Source organism: Microbulbifer sp. HZ11, from assembly GCF_000708675.1.
Taxonomy (GTDB): Bacteria; Pseudomonadota; Gammaproteobacteria; order Pseudomonadales; family Cellvibrionaceae; genus Microbulbifer.
Genome location: NZ_JELR01000002.1, coordinates 844,291 through 857,237, shown reverse-complemented (window position 1 = coordinate 857,237; position 12,947 = coordinate 844,291). Strand labels below are relative to the sequence as shown.

The 12,947-nt window shown below is 59.1% G+C and carries 12 protein-coding genes; 8 read left to right on the top strand and 4 right to left on the bottom strand.

Going from position 1 to position 12,947, the window contains the following annotated elements; all coding sequences use genetic code 11:
* Window positions 1-200 precede the first annotated feature (200 nt).
* The 4 genes from AU11_RS11320 to AU11_RS11305 all read right to left on the bottom strand — a co-directional run bounded on the left by AU11_RS11320 (window position 201) and on the right by AU11_RS11305 (window position 6,436).
* A complete protein-coding gene (locus tag AU11_RS11320) occupies window positions 201-1,577 on the bottom strand; it encodes a murein L,D-transpeptidase (RefSeq protein WP_081848073.1) in 1,377 nt (458 codons plus the stop codon).
* A gap of 15 nt (window positions 1,578-1,592) precedes the next feature.
* Window positions 1,593-2,912, bottom strand: coding sequence for a murein L,D-transpeptidase (locus AU11_RS11315; RefSeq protein ID WP_043319463.1), 1,320 nt, complete (start codon window positions 2,910-2,912; stop codon window positions 1,593-1,595).
* Window positions 2,913-3,221: 309 nt separating this feature from the next.
* A complete protein-coding gene (locus tag AU11_RS11310; RefSeq protein WP_043319461.1) occupies window positions 3,222-5,216 on the bottom strand; it encodes a L,D-transpeptidase family protein in 1,995 nt (664 codons plus the stop codon).
* Between the two features lie 386 nt (window positions 5,217-5,602).
* Window positions 5,603-6,436 carry an NRDE family protein gene (locus AU11_RS11305; protein ID WP_043319459.1) on the bottom strand — a complete coding sequence of 278 codons (834 nt, stop codon included), beginning with the start codon at window positions 6,434-6,436 and terminating at the stop codon, window positions 5,603-5,605.
* A 67-nt stretch (window positions 6,437-6,503) separates the two neighbouring features.
* Here AU11_RS11305 and lgt point away from each other — a divergent pair, with 67 nt between their 5' ends.
* From lgt to AU11_RS11265, 8 genes are all read left to right on the top strand, one after another.
* A complete protein-coding gene (lgt, locus tag AU11_RS11300; RefSeq protein WP_043320439.1) occupies window positions 6,504-7,382 on the top strand; it encodes a prolipoprotein diacylglyceryl transferase in 879 nt (292 codons plus the stop codon).
* A gap of 58 nt (window positions 7,383-7,440) precedes the next feature.
* Entirely contained in the window at window positions 7,441-8,274 is an 834-nt protein-coding gene (locus AU11_RS11295) for a thymidylate synthase (protein ID WP_043319457.1), read from the top strand.
* Window positions 8,274-8,792, top strand: coding sequence for a dihydrofolate reductase (locus AU11_RS11290; RefSeq protein WP_043319455.1), 519 nt, complete (start codon window positions 8,274-8,276; stop codon window positions 8,790-8,792). The genes AU11_RS11295 and AU11_RS11290 overlap by 1 nt, the downstream gene beginning before the upstream one ends.
* Before the next feature lie 272 nt (window positions 8,793-9,064).
* Entirely contained in the window at window positions 9,065-9,847 is a 783-nt protein-coding gene (locus AU11_RS11285; RefSeq protein ID WP_043319453.1) for a DUF3450 domain-containing protein, read from the top strand.
* Window positions 9,844-11,214, top strand: coding sequence for a MotA/TolQ/ExbB proton channel family protein (locus AU11_RS11280; protein ID WP_043319452.1), 1,371 nt, complete (start codon window positions 9,844-9,846; stop codon window positions 11,212-11,214). Before AU11_RS11285 ends, AU11_RS11280 begins: the two co-directional genes overlap by 4 nt.
* A 14-nt stretch (window positions 11,215-11,228) precedes the next feature.
* Entirely contained in the window at window positions 11,229-11,756 is a 528-nt protein-coding gene (locus AU11_RS11275) for a MotA/TolQ/ExbB proton channel family protein (protein ID WP_043319451.1), read from the top strand.
* A 154-nt stretch (window positions 11,757-11,910) separates the two neighbouring features.
* On the top strand, window positions 11,911-12,312 hold the full coding sequence (locus AU11_RS11270) for a biopolymer transporter ExbD (RefSeq protein ID WP_043319449.1): 402 nt from the start codon (window positions 11,911-11,913) through the stop codon (window positions 12,310-12,312).
* Between the two features lie 5 nt (window positions 12,313-12,317).
* The gene (locus tag AU11_RS11265) at window positions 12,318-12,938 is read left to right on the top strand and encodes an energy transducer TonB (RefSeq protein ID WP_043319447.1); all 621 of its coding nucleotides are present in this window, start codon (window positions 12,318-12,320) and stop codon (window positions 12,936-12,938) included.
* The last annotated feature ends 9 nt before the right edge of the window (window positions 12,939-12,947 follow it).

Here is a 12,947-nt window from a genome sequence, read left to right as displayed (position 1 = left end):
TCCGTTGGCAGAAGAACGCCTATCCGACGCCGCGCGTCGAAAGTCAGCAGTCAGGGTGATATCGGGGCGGGAAACGGGGTTTTCACCACCCGTTCCTGACGCGGGCCGGGTGACTACCAAAAGGCCTATAGCGCGGCGGGGAGGCACATTGGCCTCCCCGCAAACGCTGACTGACTGAGAGTTTCGGGTGCTGGTGTGGTTCAGTGATCCCGGTGATAGATGTCCGGGCGAAACTGGATCTGTCCCAGGGTATCGACCCAGGCGGTGAGATAGGCGATGAACAGCCGTGGCGGCTTGTCCACCTTAATGGTGACGGATTCGTCACCGGTGGTTGCCTGGGCAACCCGGGTCCGGTCCCAGCCCTGTTGGCCGAGCAGTGCATAGGCGAGTTCTTCCGGTTGCTGCAGGCGGATGCAGCCGTGGCTGAAGGCTCTGTGGCGCAGCTCAAACAGACTCTGGGCCTGGGTGTCGTGCAGGAAGATCGCCTGTTTGTTGGGGATCACGAACTTCACCCGCCCGAGGGTATTGCCGGGGCCGGCGATCTGGCGCAGGGTGGCCTTGCCGCGGGCGGCGCTCTCCAGGCTTTTCTCATTGATGGGGGTGGTGGTATTGGTGCCGTACTTCACCACCCGGTAGCCGCGCTTGTGCATGGCCTCGGGGAAGTTGCGTGCTTTCGGCAGCAGGTCCGTGAGCAGGATACTGCGGGGCACCGTCCAGGTGGGGTTGAACACCACGGAGACCACTTTGGTGGTCAGGTCCGGGGTGCGTTTACTGCTCTTGCCCACCACCGTTTTCATCGACAGTACCACGCGCTTCTGGTCGATCAGCTGTAGCTGGTAGTCGGGCACATTCACCAGGATGTAGCGGTCGCCGGGGTTCGCTGGCAGCTTCTCCCAGCGCTCCGCATTGATTTCCAGTTTGTCGGCCAGCTCACGGGGGGAGCGTGCGAGCGCATTCATCGTGGCGGTATCCACGCGGCCTGTGGCCTCCATACCGTGACGTCGCTGGTAGGACTCCACCGCTCGCTGAAGCCCGGCGTCATAGCGATCCGACACATCACTCTCCACAATGACCGGTCCGAGCGCGCCGCGATAGTCGCCGTACTGGCTCAGAATCTTGCGCAGTTGGGCAACCCTTGGGCCCTGGTCGCCCGGTCGCAGCGGGGCACCCTCGTCGATCGGTTGCCACTGGTCAGCAAGCTGGCGGTAGCGGGCGGCCTGCTCGCGCAGGGCAGCAGCCGTCGCGGTGAAGTCTATGGCTCTCTGTGCATCGTCGTGCCCGCGATCGGCTCTCTGTTGCGGTGCGAGAGTATGATCGCCACTTGCGTCACTCTCTGCGTGATTACTTGTGTCGCTACCTGCCCCCGCAGTCGAAGGTGTGTTTTGTGCGGGTTGCTGTTCGGTACTTAATCCCTGAATGGGCAGAATGGGTGCCGACTCTTCTTCGCTCTGCGCGGCGGCATAGAGGGGCAGTAGGGCGCAAAAGCCCACTACCGCCAGGGTGTGGCGAGGTGGTGCTGCGCAGCGTCGCTGCGCACTTTTCGGTTTTGTGTGGTCGATGTATTTGTCTTTACGCATGGCTACCCCCGGGTGTCATTCGGCCGCTTGTTGGTCGCGCTGGTATATATCGGGCCGGAAATTCAGCTCTCCCTCCTCGTCGACCCAAGCGGTCCAGTACACGATGTGCACTGGAATAGGCTGGTCCAGGGCGACGGAACGGGTACGGCTACCGGTGGTGTAACGGGCCAGGCGGTCGTGGTCCCATTTTCCGGGGCGGCCTTGCTGAGCGAGAACAATGCGTGCCAGCTCATCGGGTTTTTCCAGGCGTACGCAACCGTGGCTGAAGGCGCGCTGGCTGCGTCCGAACAGATTTTTTTTCTGCGTATCGTGGAGAAAGATGGCCTGTTGATTGGGGATCACAAACTTGAATCGGCCCAGAGCATTCCCCGCTCCACCACGCTGCTGTAGTGCCACACTGCCGAGGCGCAGGGCACGCAGGTTGGCGCCACTGAAGGGCACCGATTTGCCGCGGTTATTGACCAGCCGATAGCCGCCGGCGGACAGGTTGCCTGAGCCTTTCGGCAACAACTCGCGTACAGCGATATTGCGCGGCACTGTCCAGGTTGGATTGAACACCACCCGGGTCAGGCGTGTGCTCAGTTGAGGCGTCTGGGCATCGGTTTTTCCGACCACTACGCGCATGCGATATTGCTCTTTCTCCCCGTCCACCAGCCGCAGGGTGTACTCGGGAATATTGACCAGAAGATAACGGGGGCCCAGGTCTTTGGGCATCTGTTGCCAGCGCGCCAGGTTGGCCTGCAGAGTGGTCAGGCGCTTGGCGGGTGGGGTATTGAGTGCATTGCGGGTATGGGTGTTGACGATGCCGTCGGCGCGCAGGCCGTGACGACGCTGAAAGCGCTCCACAGCCTTGCGAACCTGTTGATCGTAGAGGTCGGCCGGATTCTTGCTTGCGGGTATCTTGTCGCCTCCGTTAGCGGGCGCGCCCTGGAGGCTGGCTTTGGCCATATCATCCACCAGTGCCAGGTCTCCATACTGCATCAGCAGGCTGCGCAGCACTCTGACCCGCTCGTCGCGCATACCCGGCGCCAGGGCCTGACCTGCGGGCAGTGGTTGCCAGTCATCCCCCTGGCTTAGTACCTGGTAGCGCGCGAGCTCTTCGCGCATCAGGGCATACTGCCGCCCATAGGGGGTGTAGGGGCTATAGGATGCCAAGGTGGTTGTGGCGTCACTTTTCGCGGGTGGCTGCTTCCCCTGATCGGTTTCGATTTGCGGTGACCCCGCGGGCTGTTCCTGTGCCGTATTTTTCTCATCATTCATTGCCAGTGTGTCGAGGGAGAGTGACAGAACCATCGCCGCTCCAAGACTGACTGGAAATCCCAACTTGCTACCCATCGCTGACCCCTGTCGCTATCGGGGCAAAGCACTCAGCCCCGTAAACCACTCAATCATCCGCACGCACCAGTGTGCGCAGTGTCTTAATTGGTAATTTGTGACTGGATTGGCGCCAAATACGATTGGGGTATGCGCTTGCGGGTTGTCGGGTTGATTCGGAATATGCCCTGTCTGCGGGGGCTGGGGACCGGAAATGGGGGTGGGGTAAAGAGTGCCGGGTGGAGGACCACCCGGCGAAGCCGTGGGCAGTGAGAGAAGTTCGGGGGAGGGCGGTGCCGGTTGTGGCACCGCCCGCGGCTGGCTGTGGAGCTAGAACTGGTTGGCGGCGAGGCCGTCTTTACCGTAGATATCCGGGCGGAAGTTCATGCGTCCTTCGCCGTCGACCCAGGCTGTCCAGTAAGTCAGGTATACCTTGACGTTTTTGCTCATGCGCACCTCGGTGGTGTCGTCTCCCGTGGTGAGCTGCTCTATGCGATAGCGGCTCCAGTCACCGGGCTCGTCCCGCAGCAGTACTTCGGCCAGCTGGCGGGGCTTCTCCAGGCGCACACAGCCGTGGCTGTAGTCCCTGTCGGTGAGGCTGAACAGACTCTTGGCCCGGGTGTCGTGCAGATAGATCTCATCCGAGTTGGGGATTTCGAACTTCACCCGCCCGAGGATGTTCTGCTCGCCGCCTTTCTGGCGCATCAGGAAGCCACCGGCCGCCGCGCGCTTCAGGTTCTGGCTGTTCAGGGGCAGATACTCGCCGCTGCCGTTGACCACCCGGTAACCCAGATTTTCCATGCCGTGGGGGTTGGCGCGGGCCTTGGGCAGAATCTCGTTTACCAGAATGCTGCGAGGTACTGTCCAGGTGGGATTGAACACCACGCGGGCCACCCGGGTATTGATCTCGGGGGTCTGGTGAACCTTTTTGCCCACCACCACGTTCATGGAAAGCTTGATGCGATCGTGTTCCACATAGTTGAGGCTATATCCGGGAATATTCACCTGAATGAAGCGGTCCCCCAGGTTGGCCGGCAGTTTTTCCCGACGGCGGATATTGGTCTCGATAATATGCGCACGTGCGGATGGGGAGATGTTCATGCGCTGACGGGTTTGCTTGCCGACGATGCCATCGGGTTTTAATCCGTGGCGTCGCTGGAAGCGCACTACCGCATCGTGCAGGCGCTGGTCAAAGCGGTTGCTGTTGGCCTCACCGCCGTAGCTGTAGTAGTCACCATAGACCGTCAGCAGGTTGCGCAGATGCGCCACATTGGGGTGCTTGGCTCCCAGCGTCATGGCGGGCCCTGCGGGCAGTGGGCGCCACTGGCCGGAAGCGGCCATGTTGCGATAGCGGACCAGCTGCTCGCGCAGGGCCTGGGCATCGCTGCCGAAGGGCGTGTTCTCCTCAATGTACATGCCCTCGCCATGAGACGGAGTCAGACCTGATCCCTCCTCGGACAGGTTGCGAAAGCGCGGCATGACGCGGGGGTAGGACTGTGGATAGCTGCGGGTCGAGTAGCGCGCGCTGTGGCTGGTGCCATAGCGGGAACCGCTACTGTACACCCGGCCCTGCTGGCCTTGAGAGGAGCGCTGGGTATAGTAGCGAGAGCGGTCTACGGACTGGGAGCCGCGATTGTAGCCGCGGAAATACTGGCGACCGCTGGTGCCGCTGTAATCATTGGCTGCAAGCTGCAGGCCTTCGAAGAGCTCGGCAGTATCGCCGAAGTCATCGGAGATCCGTGCACTGGCCATCTGAAACCCGCCCTCGGTCAGGTTCACCGGGGTGATGTCTTTCTTGCGCATACGCAGGCGCGGCTGTTGTCTGGGGGCCTGGGGGCGCAGCTTATCCAGCTGGGTGTCCTGGGCGTAGGAGATAAATGCATCGGTCAGCAACACGTCGAGTACCGCTGCCATCTGCAGGCGTTGCGGAGTGTCGCGCAGTGTGCGGTCGAAGTACCCGAGGTGGTAGCGGTAGTCCACCATGCTGCTCGGATTTCCGGAGCTCGACGCGGTGAGCTGCTTGAGCAGATCGTTCGCGGTGTCGCTCAGACTGTAGTTATCGAACCACAGCAACCGGTAGTCCGTGCGGCGATAGATACGGCGCACCGCCACCGGGTTGAAGATGGGGTCCTGAGCGGGCCAGGCGTCAGGGTTGTCCTCCAGCCAGTTCACCAGGTGTGGGCGCACGGCATTCTCCGGCAGAACCGGGACCGTTTTCTGATTGGCAGTGAAAGCGTAATAGAGGGCGAACACGCACAGACTGCCGAGAAAGATCAGCGGCAGCGGTGATTTGCGTTTGCGACGCTCTGGAATGAAATATGACATGGTACCTCAGCGATACTGCAGGGCGCCGGTTTACAGTGCGGAAGCCGGGGCCCGATCGTTCATACCTTCCCAACCATCGGCGCACCTATCCACATCAATCGCCGGAAAAAAATTCCAGCGACGGCGCACCTTAGCCGAGCATCCCGCGCGACCTTCCTTTTATAAAAGCGGGCACTGAGCACGTCGCCTTGCGCGTATCTCAACATCCGCCTGCCTGTGAATTTAAGTATGGCAACAAATGCGAAATTTGCTTGGCGCTGGAATCATTTAACTCTAGGAAGTTGGCGCATCTGGCCTTTGCGCCCGGCGGGTGGTTCAGAACGCAGGGGGATGGGCGCCAGTGTGGCGTGTTGAGCAACTGACGACCGGCGCTAAGGGAGTAGCGCTCAGCCGGCGGGCAGCTGGAAATACTGCGGCGGACCGCTGACCAGTCCGTCCGTGTAGCCCTGTTCCCAGAATTGCGCGCCGCCATCAGCATCGACCGCCACCAGTGAGCTTAGCCGGGTGCCGTAGCCTGCAGAAAGTGGGCTGTCGGGCATCGCATCGTCCGCAGTGATACGCACGAATATAGGGGACAGCGCGCTTTCCAGCGCCTCGCCCACACCGGTATCGGGCAGCTGTTCCGTGGCTGCCCGTCTGTGATCGGCGAGCAGCTTCAGGGCTGGAGTGACGAAATTATCCTGTCCGAGTGAGTCGGGCAGAGTTGCGGCTAACTCGGCCAGTGCCCGGCATCCGTGGGTGACCTTGGGCCAGGGGGCATCCGGCGCTCCGTTTGAGATACCGTGCACCCCCGCTGTAATGGCGAATGGCTGATGGCGATTGCCGGCGCAGACCAGTGATGCTGCCGCCCCACCGGCGAGGAGTCGGGCATCAAACAAGAGCGCATTGAAGCCGCGATAACGCTGACCGGCCAGCCCCTTTGCGAACGCCGCGGGAGACTCCTCTCCTTCGAGAAAACGCACCGGAATCTCGCCGCGAGACAGCGCGCCCTCAGGTTCCGGTACCTGTGGCTCGCGGATATTGGTGACCGCGGCCACCCGCCCGCCCGGGGTAATCCCCAGCCAGGTGCCTCCAGCCTGAAGGTCCCGCCCCGCGGTAATCGGACTGTTCGCCCATGGGTGGGCAGGCTCCGTGGGGCGCGCGTAAAACTCATCCCGATTCGCCAGAAGCAGCAGTGGAAACTTGGGGTGTTGCCGGTAGGCAATCAACAGCAGGCACATGTCAGCTCGCAATCGTCATTTTGTCAGTGCCATAATAACGCCCAATTTTACCAACCGCGGTTTCAGTATGCTGACGTACCCCGAGATCGATCCCGTTGCGGTGGCCATTGGGCCGCTCAAGATTCACTGGTATGGCCTGATGTACCTGGCCGGATTTGCCGCCGCCTGGTGGCTGGCGATGCGGCGCGCGCAGAAGCCCTGGTCGCCGGTGATCAAGTCGGAAGTCGAGGACCTGATCCTGTTCTGTGCCATCGGCGTGGTGGTGGGCGGTCGCCTCGGGTATATGTTCTTTTATAACTTCAGTGAATTGCTGGCCCATCCGCTGAGCCTGTTCAAGGTGTGGGAAGGGGGCATGAGTTTTCATGGCGGTCTGATCGGCGTGATGCTGGCGGCCACCATCTACGCGCGCAAGATCGGCACAACTTTCCCCGCTCTGATCGACTTTGTCGCACCCCTCGTTCCCATTGGCCTCGGTCTGGGTCGTATCGGTAACTTTATCGGCCAGGAGCTGTGGGGTCGCGAGACCGACGGTCCATGGGGCATGGTATTCCCCCGCGACCCGGAGCTTCTGGTGCGTCACCCATCCCAGCTCTATCAAGCCTTCCTCGAGGGTCTGGTACTGTTTGTGGTGCTGTGGATCTACTCCAGCAAGCCGCGCCCGCGTCTAGCGGTCGGTGGCCTGTTTGTTCTTTTATACGGTATCTTCCGCTTCCTGGTGGAGTTCGTCCGCCAGCCGGATGTAGGCGTCGAAGTCATGTTTGGATGGATGACCCGTGGCCAGTTGCTGTGCCTGCCGATGATCGTCGGTGGCATCCTGCTCCTGATCTGGAGCTACCGTACCCAACCCTTGCCGGAGGGGCGCAGTCAGGGTGAAGACCCTGAGCCCGAGGCGAAACCCAAAGCCAGCAAAAGCACCGGCAAACTGAAAAAGAGCGCGGCCAAGTAACGGCCCGCGCGCCCCCGAATTCAAGACGGTTTATACCTGCGTTCAAGACTGTATATAGATGAAGCAATACCTCGATTTGATGCGCCACGTGCGCGACAACGGCACTTTGAAAAGCGACCGTACCGGTACCGGCACCCGCAGTGTGTTCGGCTACCAGATGCGTTTTGACCTTGCCGAAGGCTTCCCGCTGATTACCACCAAGAAGTGCCATCTGCGCTCCATCATCCACGAGCTGCTGTGGTTCCTGCAGGGCGACACCAATATCGCCTATCTGAAGGAAAACGGTGTACGCATCTGGGACGAATGGGCAACAGAAGAGGGTGACCTTGGGCCTGTCTACGGTTATCAATGGCGCTCCTGGCCTACCGCCGATGGCCGTCATATTGACCAGATCAAAGAGCTGGTTCACCAGCTCAAGACCCGTCCGGATTCCCGCCGTCTGATTGTCAGCGCCTGGAATCCCTCGGACCTGCCGGATGAAGGCGTGTCACCCAGTGAGAATGCGCGGGCGGGCAAAATGGCTCTGGCACCGTGCCATGCGCTGTTTCAGTTTTACGTGGCGGACGGCAAATTGTCCTGCCAGCTGTATCAGCGCAGCGCGGATATCTTTCTGGGGGTGCCCTTCAATATCGCCTCGTACAGTCTGCTGACCCTGATGCTGGCGCAGGTCTGCGGTCTCAAGCCCGGCGACTTTGTGCATACCTTTGGTGATGCGCACCTCTATTCCAATCATGCCGAGCAGGTGGAAGAGCAGTTATCCCGCGAGCCGCTGCCCTTGCCGCAAATGGTGCTCAACCCAGAGATCAAGGATCTGTTCGATTTCCGGTTTGAGGACTTCGAGCTCCGCGGTTACGAAGCGCATCCACATATTCCGGCTCCGGTGGCCGTGTGATGACGGCCACCCACACACCCGTCGCCATGATTGTGGCGATGGCCCGCAATCGCGCAATCGGTCGCGGTAATGCCTTGCCGTGGAAGATTTCCGGCGACCTCCAGTTCTTCAAGCGCACCACCCTCGGCAAGCCCGTGATCATGGGGCGCAAAACCTTCGAATCCATCGGGCGCCCACTGCCCGGGCGTGTGAATATCGTTGTCACCCGCAATCCGGACTGGCAGGCGGAGGGTGTCGAAGTGGTGCCATCTCTGGAAGCTGCGCTGGAATTGGCGGACCGCCGCGCGCAGGCGGAAAGGATGGATGAGTTGATGGTGATCGGTGGTGCCGAGATTTATCGACAGGCGCTACCGCTGGCCACCCGCCTGTACATCACTGAAGTGGATGCTGAAGTGGAAGGTGACGCCTTCTTCCCGAAATTCGCCGAAGACTGGAAAGAGGTGGCCCGGGACTGTTACCCGGCCTCGGAGCGGGATGAATACAACTACTGCTTAGTCCAGTACGACAGGTTTATTTAAAAACAATTTGACCAAAAAATGCCCTTTCGGGTAGGGTTGGTCAAATGTTGCACAGTGTAGATCGCCGCAATTGTGTGCATGAACCCCGCAGGTGTTACCTCGGTGTTACCGTGCTACACAGGCGGGGCGGCGCAGTCAATCCGCATTTGAATAATCAAATCGGCTGTTTACAATGTGCGGCTCTTAGCTGTCTTCAAACCAAAAACTACCGCGTTGTGGCAGCTAATCCATCGCGACCATGTTGTGAAATATTGAACCCACTGGGGGGTCTAATGAAAACCAAGCGATTCATGGCTGTGGCGCTGACCACTGCGCTGTCTGCCGGCGCACTGTACGGTAGCGTAGCCACTGCGGACACACTCGACACCGTACTCAAGGTTGGTGAGCAGAAAACTGCTGCTGCCACTGCATCTCAAAAGCGCATCGACAAGATCGCTCAGGAAACCTCTGACCTGCTTCAGCAGTTCAAGGTAGTGAACAAAGAGATCGACGGTCTGCGTGTATACAACCGTCAGCTCGAAAAGCAGCTGGCTAACCAGCTGTCCGTGATCAAGGATCTCGACGAGTCCATCGATCAGGTGACCGTTATCGAGCGTCAGATCCAGCCGCTGATCCTGCGTATGCTGGATGGTCTGGAACAGTTCATCGAACTGGACGCCCCCTTCAAGCTGGCCGAGCGTAAGGCCAACCTGGAAGGTGTGAAGAACAATATGGACCGTTCCGATATCACAGTAGCGGAAAAATTCCGTCAGGTGCTGGAACTGTACAACTTCGAAGCTGAATACGCCCGTAAGATCGATACCTACGGCGACACCCTGAACGTAAACGGTCAGGATCGCGAAGTAAGCGTTCTGCAAATTGGTCGTATCGCGCTGGTTGCTCAGACCACCGACTCCAAAATCTCCCTGGCCTATGACAAAGAGCAGAAAGCCTGGGTTGAGATCGACTCCGGCGAATTCCGCCGCGCCATCATGCAGGGCCTGAAAATCGCCAAGAAACAGGCTACTACCGACATCATGACTATGCCGATCCCGGCTCCGGAGGCTGCGCAATGAAATCCTCTATCGCCAAAAGCGTTCTGGCCGTAGCGGCTGCTGGTCTGATCAGCGTTTCTGCTGTTGCCCAGGACAAAGCATCTTCCCTGGACCAGCTGCTGAAGATGGTTCAGAGCTCCAAAATCTCCGAGTCCGCCGAGCACAAAAAGCGCGAAGCTGACTTCCGTCGTCAAAAAGCCAACCAGGCTTCTCTGCTGAGTCAGGCAGAAAACACCCGTACCTCTGAAGAAGCCCGTTCCGCCGCCCTGGAGAAGAAGTACGAAGAGCAGGAACTGCTGGTTCAACAGAAGCGTCAGCAGCTGGACGAGCGCCTCGGCTCTCTGAAAGAACTGTTCGGCCACCTGACCTCCACCGCTGGTGACCTGCGCGCGAACCTCCAGACCTCTCTGGTTTCCGCTCAGTACCCGGGCCGCGCCGAGTTCCTCGATCAGCTGATCGACAAAATGAACTCTGCTACCAAACTGCCGACCATCCAGGAAATCGAGCGTCTGTGGTACGAGCTGCAGCGTGAGACTGTGGAATCCGGTAAGGTTGTGAAGTTCAACACCACTGTAATTCTGCCGGACGGTGAACAGGCTGAGCAGGAAGTTGTACGTGTTGGTAACTTCAACATCGTTTCCGATGGCAAGTACCTGGAAATGAACGACAACCAGAAGCTGGCCGAGCTTATTCGTCAGCCGGATGGCAAGTACCTGAGCATGGCTGCCGATCTGCAGTCTGCTACCAGCGGCTTCTCTCCGTTTGGTGTTGACCCCACTGGCCCGAGCGGTGGTTCTTACCTGAAAGCCATGATCGCGAGCCCGAGCATCGTTGAGCGCTGGCATCAGGGTGGCATCGTGGGCTACATCATCACCGGTGTTGGTGTGGTTGCGGTTCTGCTGGCCATCTGGCGTCTGCTGGTTCTGTCTGGTGTTAACGCCAAAGTGAACTCTCAGCTGCGTTCCTCTACTCCGAACACCAACAACCCGCTGGGTCGTGTTCTGGCAGTAGCCGAAGAGAACAAGGGTGTCGACGGCGAGACTCTGGAACTGAAGATGGAAGAAGCGGTGCTGAAAGAGCGTCCGGCCATCGAATCCGGTCTGAACCTGCTGAAGATCATCGCCATGGTAGCCCCGCTGCTGGGCCTGCTGGGTACCGTTACCGGTATGATCATCACCTTCCAGGCGATCACCATCTTCGGCGCGGGCGATCCTAAAGCAATGGCTGGCGGTATCTCCTCTGCACTGGTTACCACCGTTCTGGGTCTGTGTGTGGCTATCCCGACTGTACTGCTGCACACCATCGTGAACGGCCGTGCCAAGCGCATCCTGCACATCCTGGACGAACAGAGTGCCGGTATCGTTGCAGAAAACGCTGAGCGTAAATAAGAGGAGGCGGCAACATGCACGCATTAAATGACGCATGGGCCGCCGTCAACGCCTTTATGGCGTCGGGCGGGCCAGTACTACTCCTGATCGCCGGCCTGACCTTCTTTATGTGGACGCTGATTTTCGAGCGGTTCTTTTACTTCAAAGGTGGCCTGAAGAGTGATGTTCAGGGCGCTGTGGACACCTGGGAAGCGCGCCCCGAGCGCAAATCCTGGGGTGCCCACCAGATCCGCTACGCGCTGATTTCCCGGGTATCCGAGAAAATCGACAGCAACTTGGACATGATTCAGACCTGTGTAGCCCTGGCGCCGTTGTTCGGCCTGCTGGGTACCGTTTGGGGCATGATCAACGTGTTTGAGGTTCTCGCGATCACCGGTGGTGGTGATGCCAAGCAAATGGCCAGTGGTGTATCCATGGCGACCATCCCGACAATGGCGGGCATGGTAACCGCACTGTCTGGTGTATTTGCCAACACCTACATCACCCGTACCGCTCAGCGTGAGACCCAGCTGCTGGAAGACCATCTGACGATGGATCACTAAGGCACCACAAGTGTGCGTTGCCGGCGCAATCGACAGAGAGCGGCGGTAACCGAGAAGGTTTAGCCAACACGGAAGCTTCCACTCATCACCGCGTGTGGCGGTGGGGGCTTCAGGGCCAAATCTCGCTATTAGCATTTCGCTAGAGAGAGTTGCAATGAGCAGAAAACAGAATACGGCGGAAGAAGAAGGGCAAGCGATTGACCTCACGCCCATGCTGGACGTGGTGTTCATCATGCTGATCTTCTTCATCGTCACCGCGACCTTTATCAAGGAGCCGGGTGTCGATGTTCTGAAGCCGGAAGCGACTACCGCTGATCTCAAAGCCGCCTCTATTCTGGTAGCGATTAACGACAACAACGAAATCTGGATTGCCAAAGAGCAGGTAGATGACCGCCTGGTGAAAAACACCCTGGAGCGTCTCTACGCGGAAAACCCCAAGGGGTGGTTGGTTATTCAGCCCGATAAAAAGGCGAGTATCGAGAAGGTTGCCCTGATCGCAGACGCGGCCAGGAAGATCGGTATCGAGAAAGTGTCGGTCGCTACAGAGAAGAGTTAACAGCTATGAACCCGGTAAGACTAGTAGGGGCGGGTGCGCTGGCGGTAGCCACGACTTTTGCCCTGATCTTCACCATGCATGCGCTGATCGAGGCGAACCTGGGCGCTCCTGAAGAGGAGGAGCCAATCAAGGTTGCCGACATCGTAATGCCGGAACAGAAGATCGAAACGCAATACGATACCAGCAAACCGGATAAGCCCGATGAACCCGAGCAGCCGCCACCCGATATGCCGGAGCCGGAGTTTGACCAGCCGGACGTAGACAATGCCCTGAACATGTCTGCACCGACGGCCAACGCCGACCTGAATGTGGGTGGTATTGGTGGTTTTGCTTCCGAAGGTGACTACCTGCCTATCGTGAAGGTTCAGCCTCAGTACCCGCGCCGCGCATTGCAGCGGGGTATCGAGGGCTGGGTTGTTGTGGAATACACGGTAACCAAGAACGGTTCTGTACGTGATCCGCGTGTTGTGGAAGCCTTTACCAAAGATGGCAACCCCACCACCATCTTCAACCGCGCTGCTGTGAAGTCCGCGTTGAAGTACAAGTACAAGCCGCGGGTTGTTGACGGTGAACCGATTGAAGTACCTGGTGTAAAAACCAAGATCAGCTTCAATATGGCGCAATAAGATAGGGGA